Here is a 20,547-nt window from a genome sequence, read left to right on the forward strand (position 1 = left end):
CGGACCAGTCCAGCCAGGCCGACCACAACATGGGTCTGCCGAGCCGGGTGAGCAGTTCGAAGGCCCGTTCACGGTGGGCGACGACCCGGAAGCCCCACGGTGAACAAAACCTTGACCGAGTGGGGAAACGACCGGGAATGGCATAACTGGCTGCTCACCACCGGCAACCAGATCGCTGTCTGCAGCGCTTCGGGGGAATGGCACGTCCCCGAAGCGCTGCTTCAGCGGTGGACCACGCCACCGCCTCCTCCCGGCCCCGCCTGGGAAGTTCACCAACAGCGGCAGTGCCACTTCTCCAGCGGCCTCCTCAATATCCTGAACCCCGCACGCGAAGAAGTCTTCGGCACCTTCGACCTCGAAACACCAGGCTCGTACCACGTACGCGCCCACACAGCCGACCGCGACACCACCAGACGCATGCTCGACAACGCCGCGACCACCGCCGGAGACCAGCCCATCCACGGCATCGAAAAGTTCCTCATCCAGTTCTGGCCAGCACCAGAACAGCCCCGCGACCACACCTCAACAGCGACGGAACCACACACCGCGGACTGGCTCACCGACGTCACCACACTCGAGCGAATCACCCGAGAACGGCGAAAACGTGCCCACGACACGCCTTAACCCCGGTGCCACAGGACCGAGGACTCGATAGGCCCCGAAGCCGACGCTCCCCGTGCTGGTCACGCCGCTCACGAACCGCCGCCCGCAGCGCGATCCCCCACCGACCGCTGGCTGGTGGGCAACCTTGGCAACATGCCCATCACGAAGTCTCAGCCGACGCGGCGCGCCATGGAGTTGTGGAGCCCGCTCCGATACTCCACGTACGTCAGGAATCGACCGTGGATGCAATGGTACCCCTGCGATCCAGCCTTTCTCACCCTCAGTCCAGTGCCGTGCTTCTCTGCGATAGATGGTCGCGCAGCGCCAAGTGCCGGAACTGGTAGAGCGGCCCGACTGTTCGCAAAAGGCCGAGACGATGAGCATCGTCCAGGAACGCCATCAGGTTGCGGGGCAGCTTTCGCTGTCGTCTCAGTGTCACCTGGTAGGCGAGCCACGCATGGTGCCGTCCGGTACCCATTGCGAGTAAGCCGCCGAGCAGAAAGAAGGTTACTAGGCTGAAGTCCTTTCCGAAACCCAGTCCGATGCCGAGCAGTGTCGCTCCCGCCCAGAAACGAACCGTTGTCAGCCGACGGTCACCACGCAACGTGCTCTGCGGCGTACCCGCGCCATGTGCGCGTGTCGGCGTCTCGACCAACGCAATGAACATTGCTGCAAGTCCAGCACAGAACCAAACGAACACTGCAAAGAACAGAGCAAGTCTTGGAGGGACCAGCGTGAGCATGTCAGTGACGTACACGGCTAGGGCTACGGCCCACGGCCACCAGCGAACCACTCGTTCGGTCAGCTTGGCCTGACTGAGCTTGAAGTCCGCGTGTCCTGGCGTCTGTCTCGCCCACGACGGCAGGGTCGCGCCTATCGTTGCTCCGGCAACGATGCCCAGCGGCAAGTAGTAGATCAGTTGCTGGAACACCGCTATTGGGAAACTCAAGGGCGACTTACTCAAGACTGTGACCAACGCTCCGTAAAGAGTTGTCCCGGTCGATACCGCCGCCACGCCGCCTATGGCTCCCAATACAACCCCGTGCCGCCGAGTGAGTCCGCCAGCGTGCCGAGCCAACCGCCACCATGCGAAATCAGGAGTTCCGGCCGTGACCATTCCGCACGCCAGAGCCGTCAGCCAGCGCCGCACATCGTCAGGCTTCCATGCGCGCCTCGGCCGAAAAATATCCCGTCCGTTACGACTGGGCGGACGAGCGGCAATCACAGCAGGGATGAAGTTGTCCAGTAGATGCGCACGTCGCTGGTACGCGGTGGTGAACTGCCCCAGTCGCGCCGGATCAATCTTCCGATCGGCATAGACTATCCTCGCTAGCCACAGATCCAAGGCAGTCGTGATCGGCAGATCATCTAGAACGTCCCGCCACCGCGGCGCATGTCCGGGCGGCAGACAACGCGCCAGGTACTGTTCTACAGCTTGAGAACTGAGCGGCTCAGGCTCGATGACCAGGGCCGATTTGAGCACTACCCCCGTAGCTCGCACAACCGCCTCGTATTCCGCGGTCCGGCACGTCACGACAAACTGATCTTCTCTCGCCAGCGACCGGTTCAACGCCTCCAACACACTCGCGCGCGCCGGCGCGCGCATCTCATCCAGGCCATCCAGCACAGGCAGCACACGCCCCTCGGCCATGAGCCTTTCCGGAGCATCCTTGCCGAACTCGGGCGCGCTGAGTGCCGGGTAGTCCTGCCTCAACCTGGCAGCAGTCCACGACCGCAGATCCGGATGGACAGCGGTGTCCCAACCCGCAACCGATAACAGGACCGCCACGGGTTCGCCCGAGCTTCGCATGGAAAGCAACTCCCGCACCAACTGCACCGCCAGCGTCGTCTTGCCCGTGCCTGCCTCGCCCAGGATCACCAGTCGTGAACGCCGCAGTTCGCGGAAACTTTTCACCAGGGTAGCGATGTCGTCAGCGCACGCCTTCAAGGCCGGCCCGGTGTTTACTGGGTGATCAGCCACGCTCCGCGCTGTCGTACACCACCACACCGGAATTGGGTCGGGGTCATCCAAGCTACGGATCAACGCTTCGCTCTGCCACTGGGCCGCAACCGCCGTGGCCAGAGACTCAATCGCAGCCTGAGTCGGTGCAGGCGCGCGGCGCCATATCGACAACTGCGCTACCACCGCCGGTACAGCCAGCACCAACGCTGCCAACTGAGCGAGGTTTGCAGCGGTTTGCAAGCCCCCTTCCCCCCGCAAGCCCCAACCAACCACAACTAGCACAGCCACGAGAGCCAGCAGAGAAACCCGGAACAACACGAGACGCGGCATATCCACTAGTCGCTGACTTGTTTACAGACGTTGCAACGGGTATCACAACGGTTACACGCCCGACCAGGTGCTGCTGGACATGACCGTCGATCTTCCGTATCTCGGCCCAAGTCACGTGTGCACCACTCGACGTCTTCTAGTGGACCGGGAAACGTACGTCCCTCCTCCCCTAGCCAACTCTCGCAACGATGCTCTTGTGTGCCACGACGATGATCCTGCCTGGTTCGTCCAGATTCAGCGTGCCAGGGCGGCAAGGGAAAGAAGCAGGTGGGCGGATTCGGGGTACCAGATATCGGAATGCGCGCCGGCCGGGTTCCAGTACCGGCCTCGGCGATACCGCCAAGTGGCGTCGACGTTGACGATGCGGCTACCGACCTCCTGATAGTGGTAGCTCGTTGTCAGATCGTGTAGCCGTACGGTTCCGATGTGGTCGGCGGGCTCGGTGGCGCCTACGTGGCCGATACCTGGGGTGCCTTCGGCCAGGCGGTGCCATAGCCCGGTCGCCCGATCCGCGATCGAGCGCGTCAGAGCGATGGGCCCGTTGATGGGCGCGTCGTGCAGTATCCGTTCGAATCTGGTGGTGAAGATGTCCGGCGAGGCGGCCATTTGGAAGACCAGCAGGGTATCGAGTGCGAATGGGTAGCGTGGATCCGCGCGGTTCCAGCCCATGACCGCCGGGCGGCTGTCGGCGGCGGCTTGCGCTGCTTCCACTACGAACCTGCCTCCGAAGGAGTGCCCGACACAGTGAAGGTACTGACCGTCCGCGGTGCGGAGGGTCGGCGGGCCACTCGGCTGACGTCGGCTCGCGTTGAGGTACCCGAGAAGCTGCGCGATCACATCGGCGGCGCGGCCGTTCACCGTCATCTCGTGTGCGCGATCTCGGATGCGCCGGTATCCGCGGCGGAAGGGGCTGCTCTTCGACGGCCATCGCACGATCACGTAATGCCCGGACCACGAATTGAGCTCCTGGTAGCGGTCGCGCTGGGTTTCGTAGGTGTCTTCCACCAGCGTGAAGAACTGCCTGCCCCGCGCTTCGGCGGTTTTGCGGCTGTTTTGCCAGCCGTGCACGAAGACCACGATGTCGGAGGCGGTGCTCGGCACCTCGAGCCGTTCAGCGAGAAAGCCGTGGACGGCGACTGGTGGAAGCGGCTCGCCGGTGCGCGGGTCGACCAGGTCGCCGCGCTCGTCGAGGTCGAGCACGACAACACTGGGGGTCATTGTGCGTTCCACAGATGAACGTCCATTCCTCGGTAGAGTGAGAAGATCAGGCCGAGTGGATTGCGGTAGTCGTCGGCGAAGGTGCGCGCGAGATTCCGGATCACGTCACCGAGCTTGGTCTCGGGCTGGAGAAAGGCCTCGAACAGGCGCGTCGTGTATTCACGGGCGAACGCCCTCGGCAGGTCGATCTGAGGGCCGACCAGGCAGCGGGCCCCGTGGTCGAGCAGGTCGCGTCCGAACGCGCGGTAGAACTTGGACGAGAGTTGCCCGCCTTGGCAAGCGCTGATGAACACCAATGGCCTCGTGGGCAGCGGCCGGTGAGTGAGCCAGCCGATCAGCTCGGCGCCGTGGATCTCTTCGTCGTCCTGCAGCCTGAGATACGGCGGCCCGGTGTGCGTGCCGTCACCGCTGACTTCGCCGTGACAGCCGAAATAGGTGATGTGGTCGGCGAATTCGGGCTGCTGGATGGCCCAGGCCAGCTCGTCCTTGTTCCGCCGGACGACTGTGTTGGTGCGGCATTCGAAGAAATCGATCACCGCTTTGATGCAGGGTGTCTGGGGATGGGCGTCGTCGACTCGTTCGTCGACGTTGAGCCCGACCACTACTTGATCGGCCGTAAGGTGGATCCTGCTGTCGAAGCCGCGCAGCCGGGAGAAGCCGTGTTCGACCAGGTGGCGGTAGCCCCAGAATCCGTCCAGTGACCAGGTGGCGTCCGGGCTCGACAGGTTGTCGGCTTCGCGCGGGGTGGTGTAGAGCATTCCCCAGGGAATGAAGAGTTTGTCTGATTCCACGGTGATGACATGCTCGGCTTCCCGAAGCGCGCACTCGAGCCGATCGGCGATCTCGGTCAGTCCCTCGTCACCATGGCGGAACAGAAGTGTGAACAGCATTTGGCCGGCTTTGGCGAGTGAAAGCCCGACTTCGTCGAGGCGATGGTGATCGTCCGGGCCGGACAGGTCCCAGTTTTCGGCGAAAGGATAGCGCGTCCGGCCGTCGCGGCGTTCGGAGTGCTGGATGAGTTTGTCCTGCCAGCGGCGGCGCAGGATGTCGGTGTAGTCGTGAACGGTGTCGACGTCGGTCAGGCGTCCGCGATAGCCGCCTCCTCCGTCCTCGGGGAAGGCGCTGCCCCAAGCCTGCACGAGATAGCCACCCTCGCCAGCCTCGCGGGTGAAACACAGGTGGATGGTCCGTTCCCGGTTGTACCGATGGTCGTGGACGCGCCGCAGGCCGTCGGTGTGGTCCACGGTGACAACGGTGGCCAGCTCGCGGGTCATCCGGCCACCTCGCGCGCGGTCTCGATCACGTCGAGTTCGGTCTGGATTTCCTGCAGCAACTGGCCGTCCCGGTCCAGGTAGATCCGGAAGACCAGCGGAATCGAACCGCTGCGGGCCGGGACGACCGTGAAGTCCACGGGTTCGGTCGTGCGATCGACGGTGAGTTCGACGACCCGGGTCATCGGGGTCACGTCCGCCTGCCGCGACTCGAGCAGCACACGGAGCCGGACCGGGTGTGACAGCGGCTCGGGATCGTCGGCAGGGTCCGGCGTGTCGGCCACGGCGATGGCGAAGGCGATGCGGAGCGCCTTCCCGACTTCGGCGAGTTCGTCGGTCACGCACCAGACTCGGGCGCGACGGGGGCTGCTGAACACCTCGGTCAGCCGACCACCGCATACCTCACAGTAGGGCGCGGTGTGCGGCACGATTCGGCCGCAGTTGGGACAGATCGGTGAGAAGCCGGCTGTCCTGCGGTTGCTCCGGCCCAGCCCGCCAATGACGAAACGGCTGCTGCGCCGAGACCGCCACCGGGAGGAGTAGCGGCTGCTGGTCACGACCTGCGACGAGCGTCGGGTCCGAGTGGACAAGACACGCGAACCCGCTGTCGAAAACCTGGGAAAATCCCGTGCCAGTAGCGAGGCCTTGATAGTGACGAGCCCATCGTCCGGGTCGTGGATGTCGACGATCCGCTCCAGCCTGCGCAGGGTCTCCACGTCACCGAGTTCCGAAGCGAGGCGGACGGCGCGGCTGAGCGCGGAGTTCGCCTCGCTCAGGTCGCCGGCGTCGTAGAAAGCCCAGCTGCTTTCCACCGCGTCCCTGAGGTTGTCTCGCGCGCTGTAGTGGGCGACTCTCGCATCGATCCGGGTACTCAACGCGGCATCCTCGACCAGCCGGGCGACGATCGTCGCCGGCTTGACGCTGACGACCTCCCGGCCCGCGGAGACCAGCTCGACCCGGGCTAGTTCGCGTGCCTCAGCTGCGGGGGAGCCGCCAGGCTCGACGGCGAAACTCAGATGATAGTCACGCGTCTGGATCCCGTCCCAGGTACCGAGCGAAAACTCCATGGTGTGTTCGTCTATCCGGACGCCGGTTTCGCCGACGTTCGTCACCCTCGGAAAGACCTCTTTGAGAAAACTCAGACGGCTACCGGGCTTGGTGGTGACTCGCATGCGCGCGTCGGCGTCCGCATCGCCCCCGGCTGCGCGGCGCAGGCCGACCGAGAGGACCGCGTCCATCCGCGTGTCGGTGACGGACAGGTACTCGTTCTGTTCCACGGTCAGCTCGAACTGCGGCAAGCGCGTCGGCGTGATCGCCTTTCCGACATCGATCGTGAGCCGGCTCTCGGAGCTGATCTGATCGGCGAACTCGAGCAACCCGTGCCGCGTACGGGTGCCCAACGGCTGTCCGGCGAGTTCGCGGAGCGTTCTTTCCAGCCACCCTCTGGCCGTCACCTCGCTGACCAGGCCCGGGAGAACGGGATCGCCGACCAGCGTGCCGTCGCGTGTGGGGTCGACCAGAAGCCAGTCGAGCAAACCTCGGGCGACTTCCAGGGACAGAAGTTGCCGAGAAGGACTTCCGATACCGGGCAGCCTCCGCATGGCCATGGAAAACTCTTGGGTGCCAGGTGGCGCGACGTCGGCCGGCAGCGGCGCGGTCAGCGCACGGATCGCGGCGATCGCGGGGAGCTCAGGGCGTACCAGCGCAGTCGGGACTTCGTCGAGCACCGCGGCCGCCCCCAATCGATCGCCACGGGACAAGCGCATCCTCGCCAGTCCGAACGCTCCGCTGACCTGTGTGTGATCGCGCCGCCACACTGCCTCGTAAAACCACTCGGCGCGCGCGTTCATTCCGAGGCGTTCAGCGCACAGACCCAGCGCGAGCTTCGGAGCCATTTCACCTGGCAGGGCGCTGTAGACCTCGTCGAAGCACTCCTCCGCGTCAGGAAGGTCGTCGTTGGCCAGTGCGGCGACTCCCCGCCGCCAGGTTGCCGTCCAAGCCTCGTCATGCCGAAGCGGCGACGGCAGTGCCGCGGCCGCGTCACGCGGGAACAGCCGCCCTTCGAGCCGTGCGGCGCCTCGCGAGGATGCCCAGCGTTCGAGCGGCACGACTTCGCCGAGACCGGTGTCGAGCAGCGCGCCCACCGCGCCGAACAGCTGTGAGCCCGTGCGGTGCGATGCTCCTTCGCGCAAGGCGAAGACTTCGCGCAGGACGCCTTCGAGCTGGTCGCGCATTTCCGCTGCCGAGGTGAATCGATGCTCGAAGTCCGCGGTCGCGCGTTTGATCACCCGGCGCAGTGATTCGATCCCGAGCTCGACGCCTCCGGTCTCCGGCTGGGTTCTGGGCCGGTTGAACCAATCGACGCTCGCTCGCGCCAGCTCGTCCAGAGTCACGCCGACCGAGAAGAGATCCGAGCGCACGGTGAGCCCATGTTCGTCGATCTCCTCGTGCCGGACCTGATAGCCCGTTGTCGCGACGATCGGGGCCTCGTCGCCAATCCGGCGGACCGAACCCAAGTCGATCAATTTCACCCCGTGACGGCTGTGGATCACGTTGTCGGGCTTCATGTCGCAGTACAGCAAGTCCTTGCTGTGCAGGTAGTCCAACGCGTCGAGAATGCCCAAGCCGTAGGCGACCACGGCCTCGACCGACAAGGCCCGGGAACGGCGAGCGTTCCGGATCACCTCTCGCAGGGACAGGCCTCCGACGTATTCCATGACCAGGTAAGTGTTCCGGGCAGCCGAGCGTGCGGAGGTGTGTGAGACGAAATTGAAGACGCGGACGATATTGGGATGCTCGAGCTCAGCGAGCAGTCGCCGCTCGGTGAACGCGTGGGGGTCATCCGCGTCGCTGTATATCAAGCCTTTGAGGACGACATACCGGCCCGACAAGTTGTTGTCCCTGGCCAGGTAGAGCCAGCCGCGGCCACCGCGGGCGAGGCAACCGGCGATTTCGTAGCGGTTCTCGACGACGTCACCAGGGGCGAGCTGGGGCCGGAAATAATACGGTGCCCGACAGTATTGGCAAAATCCTTCCACTCTGCCCGGGCCACGGTCTGTGCTGCGGCCGACCGGCGAGTTGCAGTTCTCGCAGAAACGGTTGCGCTCGGGCACCAGGGGATCGTCGAGAAGCACATCGAGCGGATCGGGCAGGTCCGTGACCGCCGATGACCACCGGCCAAGAGAGGACACCGGGGGCCAGGCCGAATTGACCGCCGGCTGCGGAGTGTCGACCAAGGCGGCCACGCGAGGCAGGTATCGTGCGATCGTTTCGACCGGAATCATCCAGCCGAGTGACTCTGCCCCGCTGGTGAGGTTGGCGACCACCATGCCGAGGACGTCACCGGTTTCATTGTCGATGACGGCGGCGCCGCTGAAGCCACGCCGTCCGAACACGCCGTTCGGACGCACGTTGTTCAACTGTATCCACTCGCTGCCTGGCCCGGACGGCCCGCCCAGTGCCGCCTGCACCCAGACTCCGCCTTCAAGCTGTGCAGGGAATCCGCACGCGTGCACGGGACGGTCCCAGCCGACAGTCAGCCCGCGCAGCCGCGCGACCGACGCGGCGGGCGGAACGTCGGCAAGTTTCACCAGCGCGACGTCGCCTCGTTCGTCGGAAAGCGGTGGTACCCACTGACCGTCCGCGACCGCCGCCGGTGTTGACGGCGTGCCAGGAAGGCCCACGAAGTCCACCTGGAGATCCGGTTCAGGCAGCGAACGGTCGAACACCACGTGGGCGCAGGTCAGCACGTATCCGTCCGGGAGCAGCATCCCGGCGCCACGCACACGGCCCGAGGCATCCCGGATCCGCACTCGCCATGACGTCTGCTCAACCTCTCCACGCACGCCGCGAGTTTACGGCAGTATGACCACGCATACGCTGAGTTACCGGCATCCAGGCAACAGAGGGAGCGCGGCGTCCAGACTTTCGCGGTGCGTCGTCGTGGGCGACGGCGGCCGTCTTTACACACGCGAGGAGCCGCCATCAAACCCTGGGTAGTTCAATGGCACCGAGGAAAATATGAAAAAGGCTCGCGGAATACGCTATAACGGCTGTGGGGTTTCATAAGTTGGTCACCGGCGCTGACCAGTGGCTTTACGCGGCCCGTTCGTATTCGTTGATCAGACCCCCGAGCACCTGCAGTCGCTTGATGCGCTGGGAGCTGGGGTCTGCCACGGGGCGGGTCGGCTGTGGTGGGCGAAGCTCGCGTGCCCGGTGTGGGAACACCTGGGCGTGGTCGATTCGGCCAATCACTCTCCGGAATCGGCTGACGACAAAGAAGTGCGAGCACGGGGGCAACGCGACGGGTTTCGACGGGCCCGGATGCTTCCGAAGCAGTATCTCCAGGGCTTCTACCTGGGGTTTTGTGTTGCAGTAAGTTCCCCCAAGGTCCATAGTGACGGAAACCCTCCCAAATCAGCGAATCTTCCGCAGGGCGGGAGTTTTCTCGTTTGACCGATGGTCTTCGGTGATCACTTGACGAATTTCCGCGGATCGATTCGGGAACCTCTGCTGAAGGATCGGTCTTGCTGCTCGCCGGTGAGCGGTCGTCATGTCGAGCATCAAGTGCTCTGCATGACGACCGCTCACGGAAGGACGGCTCACCAGCTGAACTCGACTCCTGTGTTCCAGAGAGCTCCTCCGACACCCATCGAATTGCCGGCTTCGATCGCGGGGGCTGGGCCTATGGTTCCCTTTTGATCATCGATGTCGAAGGAGGCGGACGCCCCGAACCCGATTGGCCCGAGTGACCCGCCGGTCTCGACGAAGGCGGCTTTGCCGCCCAATTGACTGACCCGCTTGTTGTCGAACGATCGTGTGGAGCTGACGTTCACACCCACGCCTATGCCGATGCCGATCTTGAAGGACCAGACCGTCCTTTTGTTACCTTGGTCGTCCGTCATGGTGCAGCGCTTGAATCCCACGACGACGATCGCTTGGGCATCGATCCCGACACACGAACCGCTAGATCCCTGGGCGACTTCCCTCTTGCGCTTCCGTTCCTTCTCCTCGTACTCCGCGAGGGCGGCCTTCTCCCGTTCCAGCCGCTGAATTTCTCGGTACGCTTCCTCGCCCGACAGGCACGTCCCAGTCAGCAGGCGGTAGTCGTCACACACCGAGTACCTCACCGATGGGCCGCACTCGACTATTCGCGAACCCGGTCCTGCCCAAGGACAAGGCGAAGTGTCGGTCGTGATGTTGACCGGATTCCGGAGAGATGTGCCGAATCGCCTCGGGTCGTCTCTGCGGCTCTTGGCGTCATTGGACTTTTTGCTCTTCTCCCGCAACGACTCCTGCGAAGGCGGCGGGGGAACGTTGTGCCTGACCTGAGCCGGGCCGTTGCAGCATCGCGCGACCTCGTCGTCCATTCTGCACCCGACTCCGTCGGGGCCGCTGCACGGCGCCAATCCCGTCGGATCGCTGAGAGTGACTGGGCTGCCGTTGGCGTACCCGTAGCCCTGCATTTGCAGTGGATCGGACGTGTCCATAATCGGGTCGACGGACAGGAACCTTCCGGTGGAGGTGTCGTACTCGCGGGCGCCCAGGTGAGTCAGCCCGGTCGAGACATCCTGCGTTCCTCCCACGAAACCGCGTTCGCCCGGCCATGTACCGGCTTCACCCCGAGGTGCGCCGAAGGGATCCTGGCGCCGTTTGGACACTGTCGAGGATTTGGTGTCGATGGAGACCTGAGCCGTGCCCTGGTGATCACTGGCCAGCCAATGCAACGCGTTGCCGTCGTGCATTGCGATGGTCTTGTCGCCGTGCGTGTAATAGCGGCTGACAATGGGTTTCGCGGCCCCCACGGGTAGGCGGATCTCCTGCTTCCCCAGATAGAGCGTGGTTCCAGCGGGGTCTTTGCGCAGCAATCGGGAGCCGCCGGGAGTGTAGATGAACGACGTCGTCTCGCCATTGGCCGTCGCCGAGACGAGGTGGCTTTCGCCGTCCCAAACCATGGATTGATCGAGGCCGGGCTTCGCCCGCTTCGTGGTTTGCCCCTTGGCGTCGTACTCGAAGGTCTCCGTACCTGCAGGGTCGCTGACCGTGCGCAACGTATGAGGCTGCGCCTGCGGGTTTCCCGTGTAGGCATAGTCACGACCGGCGGACGTGGAGGGACCGCGTTTGGTCTCGGCCAACCGGTTCCCGCCTGGCGCGTAACGGTACGAGTTCCAGTATGCGGCCGGCACCGGTGCCGCCGTGGGCTCCGCCCTACAGCCGCTGCTGGCCGACCAGTCGCTCTGGGCCGCCGTCCACGCCTCCGTCAGTCTGCGCAGGCCGTCATGCCGGAAGCACTGCACGTCCGCTGGAGATCCGATCGGCACATCGGCCATCGAGGTGATGTTGCCCGCCGGATCGTAGGTGTACTGGACATCCGACTGGATCGGGTGCGGCACTTCCGCGTGCGTGACGAACCTGTTGGGACGACGGGTGCTCGAGTCGTAGTAGAACGACTGCCATGCGCGATTGCCGACCGTCCCGTGTTCGAGGCGCTGCACCTCCCCATAACGGGTGTAGTGCGTTTCGAAGACTAGCTGGGTGCCTGTACCGGTCTGGGTCGACACGAGATGCCCGCTGTTGTCCATGAGGTAACTGACGGTCTGCTCGAGGGAGGTCTCCGTCACGCCGGCCTCGGGAACCGGAGGATACGTTTCGCCGGTGAGCGTGCCGTCCTGGCCGTAGGACATGTTGGTCTGGTAGGTGCCCGCAAGCTTGCCCTCCACCGCCGGGATGGTGACCGAGGTGGACAGTGGATTGTTGAGCGCCGTGTATCCGTTCACCACGGAGCTGTAGGCGTTTCCGGCGACATATCTGGTCGCGGACGCCGCGAGGCCCTTTCCGAACGGCGCCGCGTCGAAAGTCCACTCCGCCAGTTTTGGCCCTCCTGGGCTGTCGGCGTGCAACGCGGTCCTGCGACCGAGCCCGTCGTAGACTGTCGCTAGAACCTTCCCGAGGGCGTCCTTCGTACTGGTCATGCGGTCGAGGTCGTCATAGGTCATGGTGACCGCGCCCGCGTCAGGATCGGTCGCCGTCGTCTTCCTCCCCCGCAAGTCGTACCCGTAGGACCAGGTCGCGTTGTCGGGCCCGGTCACCTGTGCGAGCTTGCCCGCCGAGGTGTACCGGTAGCGGGTGACATCGTGACCGCCCTCGGGTTTGGGCCCGTGATACTGGCGAAGTTCGGTGGTACGGCCGCGGGCATCCGAAATGACCGTCGTCGCCGTCCCGCCGGCCGGGGGCGTGGTGTGCACACGATCACCGTCGTAGCCGGTGAACGTCGACCACTTGTCAGCGGAGCCCGCCTGGTGGATCGTCTCCACGACCCGGCCGGCGCCATCGAACTTCTTCCTGGTCATGCCCGGCACTTCGGCGTCGGTGGCTCGCCAGAGACTCGTGTCGACCTGCCCGTCGTTGAAGTACGGATTCGTCTGCTTGTATGGCCTGCCGTGAGAGTCGTACCGCGTGTCGGTGATCAGCCTGCCTTCTTCGAACGGCACTTCCCTACCGTTCTCCTCCCGCATCCCGACACCGGGTGTCTGGGTCTGCCGGAGGCGTAGCAGCCCGTCGTACACCTCGTTCTTCGTCACGTATGCGCCGTTCGGGCCGATCTTCGACGTGGTCACGATAGTCGCGTCGTCCCGCCGCACCAGGTAGCCGAACTTGAAACTGCCTTCGGGGTTGTTCGCGCGTCGTCGGTTGGGTAACCAGACCTGCGCCGTGCGACCTAGGGCGTCGATGGCCGTCTCGGTCACCCGGCCGTTGGGATCGACCACCTTGACGGGCGCTCCGAACGCGGGTTCGAGCGTCGTCGTGTTCACCAGTCCCGCTGGAATCGCCGCCGTCGGAGGACTCGTCGTGGTGATCTGCGTGACCGGGCCGCCGGTCACCGGGATATGGGCGGTCTTGCTGACGTTGCCCAGTGCGTCGGTCGACTGTGTCACCCTGCCATGGGCGTCGTAGGCGAAGTCCCCGGTCTTCACGTAGACGGGTCCTGCCGCCGGTCGGTCTTCGGCCACTTCCGTCCGGTTCAGGTTTCCTTTGCCGTCGTATCCGAAGATGGCGTCTGAAACCGCGTGCTCCGGGAACCGAGCGGTGGCGCCACACGCGACGGAGACGGTCTCCTCGCGTACTTTGCGGCTGAGATGCCAGGTGTTCTCGTCACGCGAGTAGGTCGCGGTCGTGCACAAATCGTCTTCCGGGATGCCGATGTCTCCGAAGTTGTTGATCTGTACCGGCAGTCCGCGGTCGTCGTAGCCGGTGACGCTCTCAGTGGTTCGCCAGCCGCCTGCGGCGAGAGCCGTGAAGGTCCGTGCGCGGCCGGGTCGGACGAAGTAGGCGTGATACTCGCCTCGGCTCGCCGTCGGTCCTCGCCAGTCCGGGTGGCTGACGGTCCTGCTGACCACCGGTGGGTTCGAAGCGGAATCGGAACCGTAGGTCGTCGTCTCGAAATTGAAGCTCCGCAACCAGTCTTCGTCCTTGCGGGTGCTCTGGCCGTCGCCTACGGAGTCGGCGACCGATTCCGTACGCCTGCGGTTGTCCGGTAGCCGGTCAGCGTCCATTCCGCGGTAGTACCGCAACTCCGACATGGTTCTCGGACTGCGTCCCGGGTCTTGCGCCGGATCTGCGCCCGTCGTGATCCGCACCCGTTTGAAGCCACGGAACTCGTTCCACGTCTTCTTGTCGTCCTTGACGAACTCGGAGGTGTTCCAGTGCCAGGCCGCCCCGTCCAGGTACTCGTACCGGGTGGTGTGTTCGGGGTTGGTGGCGATCATGTCGGTGCGCGTCACCGATGAGACGACATACTTGTGGAAGTAGTCCACCCGCGGCTCGTGCCCGGCGGGTGCCCACCTGACCGGGAAGCAGCGCATCTGGTTGCTCTCCGGATTGGCGGGCATGGTGACGCCCGCCGTGCAGTCCGGCGGCGCGTAGTCCACCGCGACCACACCTCCGTACTCGGAGATCACGCCGGTGATTCGGTACCGGTTCAACGGGGCGTAGCCGTCCTTGTCACCGTCGACCCGGTTGGGCATCAGCGTTCCGTCGAAGGTGACCGGCGGCATGTCCAGGGAACCACCCACCAGGCCACTGTGCTTGATCCCTTTCAGCCATAAGACCGCGCTTTCCTTCTGTTCGACGTTGATGTCGCCCAGCCGCGGAAAGGTCTGATCCAGCGTCCAGCGATCTACCGGCTCGTAGGACGAGCCACGCCAGACCTTGGTCGCCACGGTGTCCAAACGCTGGGTCGTCCAGAAAGTGGGCGAGTGTTCTTTGCATGACGGACCACCGCAGGACATCTTCAACGGTGTGTCGGGCCAGTTCCCGCGCTGGTCCTCGGTACAGACGGAGCCGGCGACGCACCTTTTCGCGGTGGTGAACTCCACCCTCCCGGTCGCCGGGCCGGCGACGGATTCGTTGATCCCGTAGTCGATGCGTTCAAGGGTCCCGCCTCGGGTGTATGACCTCGCGGCGTCCTTGGTGTTGAATCCGTAGGAGTTCGTTTCCGGCGCGTAGTAGTAGCGGATCACGTTGCCGTTGCGGTCGACGACCTTGTCCAGGTTCCATCGCCAGGCCCGGTCGCAATGCGAGGTGTCGAACGTGGCTCCGTGGCACGGCTCGTTGGCGTCGTCTCCGAAGACCGGGACGGTCCAGGTGGACTTCGAGTCCAGTTGCGAGCCGAACCAGTACTGGGTTCCGTCGACCGTGGTGATCACCCAGTGCTCGCCGAACTGGTCGCCGTTCGCGAGACCGGTCCGGCGTTCGATCCGTGCGCCGTCGTCGTCCTTCGAACGCCATTTACCGCCGCCGTCGCAGCAGACGAGCATGCCGCCTCCGTCGCCGTACATGGCCGTGGCGTTGTCACTGCGCCAGCACAGGTCTCCTGTCTTGGCGTCGTCGTCGGCACAGGACCAATAGGACCGCTCGATGAAGCCTGGCCACATACTCCAGCCGTCACCGATCCACGATGGTTGGTTGTTGGTCTCGCTGGTCGCGCCGTCGACGGCGGACGACTGATAGGAGAGCGCGACCTTCGGTTCGAAACCGCCCGGCGCCGGCGGCACTCGCATCGGGTAGGACCAGGTGAAGTCGCCGGTGTGGGTGTTGATGTCCCAGGTGGCGGTGGGCGACAACGGGGAGGCCGTGGGACGGCCGGAGCCAGGCCGCTCCGAAACCGGTTGCTGATTGTTCGCCAGTGCGCGCCGTGATGTCTGATCCGGCTCGCGGGTCCGCTGAGTCTCCTTGGTCACGGATACCGATGGCGCCGGCGGCGGTATCGGCGGCTCGCTCGCCGCGGGCGCCGCGGACGCGGCGGGTGGGGTGACGGTCAGTACGGGAACCAAGGATGCGAACAGGACGACGACCAGTCCGCGAATCGTCCACTGTGATCTCACGCGGTGTGCTCTCATCGGGAGGCCTCTCACGAGCTCGTCACAGCCGGATAGGAATTGCGTAGCGCTTTTTGCCGGTCCGGTGACAGCGAGCCGGTGTAGAGACGGACGTCGTCCACACCTCCGGACCAGTACTCGGAGGCTGTGGCACCGGGGCCGGCCACGGCGCGGCCGATCTGAACGGCCCCCTCGCCCTGCCACGGCCGTAGCAGCTTGCCCGCGTCGAGGTCGGGTTCGCTGAGAGGATCGTCGTTGTAGACGTACAGTTCGATCTGCCCGGAACTCGCCTCGTACACCCCGACGAGCAGGACCCAGTTGCCGAACTGGCTGGGACGCACCGATACCGCGGCCTCGGTGACCGTCCCGTTCGCCTCCGGCATCTCGAAGATCCACTTTCCGTTGCCCGATGCCTGGTCCTGGTCGATCCGGTGTCCTAGACGGAATTTCACCGGTCCCTTGTCGTCCACACCGCCGGACAGGCTGACCGCGTCGCGAGTGCACTCATCCTCGCAGGGAGCGGGCTTGGTCAGGTTCACCCATGCCGACACCGTGAAACTCTGGTCGGTCCGGAGATCCACTCCGCTCGCGGCGACCGCGTCGTCCACGCCGTCCAGCCGGGCGGCCTTGCCCGCCCTCCCGGGACCGTAGCCTGCGCCTCCGACCAACGCGCCGATACGGGCACCGATCGAGTCCGCGGGGCTGTCGTTGAGCTTCCAGTTGTGCACCAGAGCCATGTCGCGGCCTGCCATGACACGGATCTCGTCGGCGAACAGCGCGCGACTGTAGACCTGGACATCGTCGATCGCGCCCTTGAAGCGTTGTCCCGGTGTCCCGCCGGACTTCATTTGGCCGACCTGCAACTTGCCGTTGTTGTGCACCGGAACGGTGTGTTTCGCGGTGGCGACCAACGCCCCGTTGACGTACAGCTCGATTTGTCCGCGCGGTCTGTTGTGGACGCCAGTCACGTGGGTCCAGGCTCCGGCTTGGACCTTGCCCGCGACCGCCGAATCACCGGCCGCGGACACTCGCCATTTCCCGTCGGCTCCAGCGGCGAGAGCGAACGACGAGAGGGCGCTGTGGTCTTGGGACAGGATGGTGCAGGAACAATGCGTGGCGACGTCGGGGCGGACCCACGCGGACACCGTGTAGCTTTCCGTCGAATCGACGGCGTTCGCGGTCTCGACGGCGTTGCTCCCGTCCAGGCGTAGTGCTTTGTCCGCGGAGTCGGGATCCTCGCTTTGGCCGTCGGTATAGGCGGGCGTGCCCACCCAGGTTCCCGTCAATCCGCGGCCGGAGGAGTCGCCGAGGTCTCCGTCGAACTTCCAGCTGCCGGATGACACGCGGTTCTGGCTGACCACGGCTTTGATCTCATCGGCCGACAGGACCCGGCTGTAGGTGCGGACCTCGTCGACCGTGCCGGGCCAGAAGTCGCTCTCGGCACCGTTGAACTTGCCGCGGCCCATGACCAGCTTCCCGCCGGCGTTCCAGTCCGTGCCCGGGTAGACGAACTTCTCGTCGTTGCCCAGTTCGCCGTTGACGTAGATCCGCATTTCCTTGGTCAGCGCGTCGTAAACCCCGGTCAGATGCACTGGCACACCCAGTGCCGGGGTCTGCTTCGCGACGACGCCGTGCCACCGCAAGGCCGCGCCGTCGGCGATGTCGGCGGAGAACTTCAAGAACACCCATCTGTGCTGATCTGCGTTGTACTGCAAATAGAAGCCACTGTTGAACACGCCGTCCTGACTGACCGCGGTCATGGCCAGTGGTTTGGCGACGAATTTGTTCGCGGTGACCCAGGCCGAGACCGTGAAGCTCCGGTCGGTCCGCACGGCCGGGCCGTCGGTCACCACCTGGGCCTTCGGCGTATCCGGGTTGTCGAACTTCACCGCGCGACCGAGTTCGCCATTGTCCACAAAGGTCGCGCCGTTGATCAACGTTCCGGTGCCGGCGTCGGGAATCTCGTTGCGCGCCTTGGTGTTCGGTGCCCCGGGGGACGCGGGCCGGTCGTCGAACCGCCAGTGTCCCGTGCGGACATTGTCCCGGCTGACCTTCGCACCGACCTCGGCGTCGGACAGCGGCCGGTCGAAGACCTGCACCTCGTCGAGCGCGCCTTGCCAGTGATGTCCCTTGACACCGGCCCACTGCAGCCTGCCGACTGCCAGCTCGCCGCCGGCCTGCCACGGCGTCCATCCGGCCGGCGCTGTCTTCTTCGCGGCCAACGCACCGTCGACGTACAGCCTGGCTTCAGCGGTTCCGCGATCGAACACGCCTGCCACGTGGGTCCACTTTCCCTGCTGCGGCTGGTGGGCGGCCGCGTTCGTCTCGAGAGCGATTCCGGCTCCCGGATTCGCCGGGGTCCCGCCGGGCAGCCAGAACGCCCACTTCGGTCCTTGGCCGTCGTCCCGCAAGTGGAGCAGCCAGCCGCTGTACCCGTTCTGCGGGTTGTCCTGGCTCACCACACCCATGGGATCCGCGCGGAACACGTCCGGCCTGGCCCACGCAGACACCGAGAAACTGGTGTCGGTCCGGACGGTGGTCGGCGCGGTCATCGCGCTCCCGGACTGCCCGTCCAGCAACAGACCGGTCCCGACTGCTCCGGAGGTGTACGAGGCGGCGCCGTTCAGGCCACCGTGTTTGTCGCCCTGATAAGCGTTGTCCTTGGCGTTCCCCTCGAAAGACCACTGGTGCCGTGCTCCGTCGCCGGCTCGGACGTTGAAGTCGTGGTGCGTCGGGTCGCTCTTGTTTCCGGCTCTGTCCACGCTTTGGACGAAGAGGGTCCGGGGGCCGTCCCCCGGTGGCGCGATACTGACCTGTGCGGGCCCTCCCAGCGCCGTCGCGTCGACCTTCACGTTCGGCGGATCCTGCCAGCCGTACAGGTAATGGTCGATGTCGCCGACGCCCTGGCTACCGAACGTGAACATGTCCGGGATGCCGGTGCCGCCGTGCCAGTCGTTGTCCTTTGTGTAGATCCTCGATTCGACGGTCGGCGTGACGGGGGGCTTCACCAAGTCGACCGCGAACAGCTGACCGTGGGCTGCCGCGCTGCTCGCCGGGGCGTCATCCTCCGCGTGTACCCACCAGCTGACCTGCAGCCCGTCCTTGTCCGTGAGCGACAAGCCACGGCTCACCGCCACACCGGAGGGGACGAAGTCTCCGTCCGACGCTTCTTCAGGACGTCCTGTCGGCCGGACGCGCCACTTCGGCCGGACCCTTTCGTTATCCGGATCCGAAACCGTGGTGATCAGCTGAATATGCTGGTTGGCGGTGTAAGGCACGCCGGCGCACCATTTGCACGGCGTCGGCAACGGCGGGTCCGTCCGCGGGTTCGAAGGCTGGTTCGGGGCCCGGTTCCACTTGATCGAGATCCGGGTCTCGGCCGAGGCGTACTTCCGCCACGCGAACTGATCGTTGGAATCCATGGCGTGCAGGTAGAAGGTCGTCGCACCGCTCTGGTTCACCGCGTTGCGGATGTCCAGTTCGACACCGTGGGCACCGTTGCATGAGGAGGGCGCGGCGAACTCGATCCACTGACCCGGATTCTCGGGCTTGTTGTTCCACGTCGTGCCGTTTCCGATGGAGTGGAACACCGGACGGAGGTGATGGTTGCGGACCTGGCAGCTCGGGCTGTAAGCCACCGTGGTGTAGAACTTCGCCTCCAAGATGTCCTTCCCTGCGAGCTGGCCGGTGTCGTAGAACGAGAAGTAGGCGCGCCCCTCACCGATGCCATTGCACTCGTTGCGCTCGTTCCAGCACTGCCCGACCTGTGCCCAGTCCGGGTGGGTCGCGTCCGCGCTCCGGCGATCGAAGGCCTGGTTGCGGAAGCGATCGCCGGACAGCACCGTCGCCCAGTAGTTGTGGGCTTGCGCGAAGTAGGCCGGATCCACCGTCACCGGATACGCCGTACCGTTGCCAGACAACAACTTCTGGTCCGGTGTCAAAATCAGGACGTCGCCCGAGACGTCCACCCCGACCTTTTCGGCCCGGCCGTTCGCGTCCCACATCGTTGACGACGCCGAACCGAAGAACTGGATGCCCTTGTCGTCCATCGCCTTCAGCGCCCCTGAGGGCTCCGCGGTGACGTGCACGCCCTTGGCGGCGATCCGCAACCGAACCTTCGACAATGCCGGGTTCTTTGCGGCGTCAGCGCTCTTCACTACCAGCAACTGCCGGTAGCCTCCAGCGTCCGCCCGCATCACGAGGTCCACCCCCTGAAGGACCTCGGGATAGGTCGCGGACGTACCGGCCAGGATCGGCTTCGGCAGCGTGGACGGCCAGTGCAACGCCAGCTCCTTGTCGCCGGCGGTCATGCGGATCAGCGGTACGCCGTCACCACCACCCGACAGCACGACCTCCTCCCCCACCGACCGGGGTATGACCGCGCCGTCCCCCCGGGGCACCAGGGTTCGATCCAGCGGGATCCAAGCGTCGCCGCGTTTGAATCTCGTCGGGACCGCGGACATCTCCGTCGTCCTGGTCCCATCCGGCTCCGCGTACACCGTCGAGGTGGCGGAGCGCTGATCGGTCATCTCGACTCGCGTGCCCTGCCGCAGGGCGGCGACCACTGCGGTCGCCTCGTCAGCGGCTTCCTTGACGACGGACTTCTCGTCGCGCTCCGGGACACCTGTGGCATCGGGCACCGTGACCGAGGAGGAGCTCACCGTCAACAGCAGGCACAGCAGAAGAACATGCGCCCTCGATCTACCGGCATTCCTCAAGACGCGCATGGGTCATCCCCCTGATTCGGTTCATGTGATTCCGGAAAGGCCATAGGCGGCCCCTGCGT

7 protein-coding genes are annotated in these 20,547 nt (G+C 65.1%); 1 reads left to right on the forward strand and 6 read right to left on the reverse strand.

The window, feature by feature from the left end:
* Window positions 1-99: 99 nt before the first annotated feature.
* Complete coding sequence (locus ACFWMR_RS00840) at window positions 100-624, forward strand: hypothetical protein (RefSeq protein ID WP_378375831.1); 525 nt, start codon at window positions 100-102, stop codon at window positions 622-624.
* A gap of 259 nt (window positions 625-883) precedes the next feature.
* On the opposite strand, the gene ACFWMR_RS00845 is transcribed toward ACFWMR_RS00840, so the two are convergent.
* From ACFWMR_RS00845 to ACFWMR_RS00870, 6 genes are all read right to left on the reverse strand, one after another.
* Window positions 884-2,806, reverse strand: a complete 1,923-nt coding sequence (locus ACFWMR_RS00845; protein WP_378375833.1) for an NACHT domain-containing protein — start codon at window positions 2,804-2,806, stop codon at window positions 884-886.
* Window positions 2,807-3,130: 324 nt separating this feature from the next.
* On the reverse strand, window positions 3,131-4,096 hold the full coding sequence (locus tag ACFWMR_RS00850) for a hypothetical protein (RefSeq protein WP_378375834.1): 966 nt from the start codon (window positions 4,094-4,096) through the stop codon (window positions 3,131-3,133).
* Window positions 4,097-4,110: 14 nt separating this feature from the next.
* Complete coding sequence (locus ACFWMR_RS00855; protein WP_378375836.1) at window positions 4,111-5,388, reverse strand: CHAT domain-containing protein; 1,278 nt, start codon at window positions 5,386-5,388, stop codon at window positions 4,111-4,113.
* Complete coding sequence (locus ACFWMR_RS00860) at window positions 5,385-9,155, reverse strand: tetratricopeptide repeat protein (RefSeq protein WP_378375838.1); 3,771 nt, start codon at window positions 9,153-9,155, stop codon at window positions 5,385-5,387. Before ACFWMR_RS00860 ends, ACFWMR_RS00855 begins: the two co-directional genes overlap by 4 nt.
* 831 nt (window positions 9,156-9,986) lie before the next feature.
* A complete protein-coding gene (locus ACFWMR_RS00865; protein ID WP_378375840.1) occupies window positions 9,987-15,506 on the reverse strand; it encodes an RHS repeat-associated core domain-containing protein in 5,520 nt (1,839 codons plus the stop codon).
* 287 nt (window positions 15,507-15,793) lie between these two features.
* The gene (locus ACFWMR_RS00870) at window positions 15,794-20,422 is read right to left on the reverse strand and encodes a LamG-like jellyroll fold domain-containing protein (RefSeq protein ID WP_378375841.1); all 4,629 of its coding nucleotides are present in this window, start codon (window positions 20,420-20,422) and stop codon (window positions 15,794-15,796) included.
* Window positions 20,423-20,547 lie beyond the last annotated feature (125 nt).

The organism is Amycolatopsis thailandensis (genome assembly GCF_042723255.1).
In the GTDB taxonomy this organism is placed as follows: Bacteria; Actinomycetota; Actinomycetes; order Mycobacteriales; family Pseudonocardiaceae; genus Amycolatopsis; species Amycolatopsis thailandensis.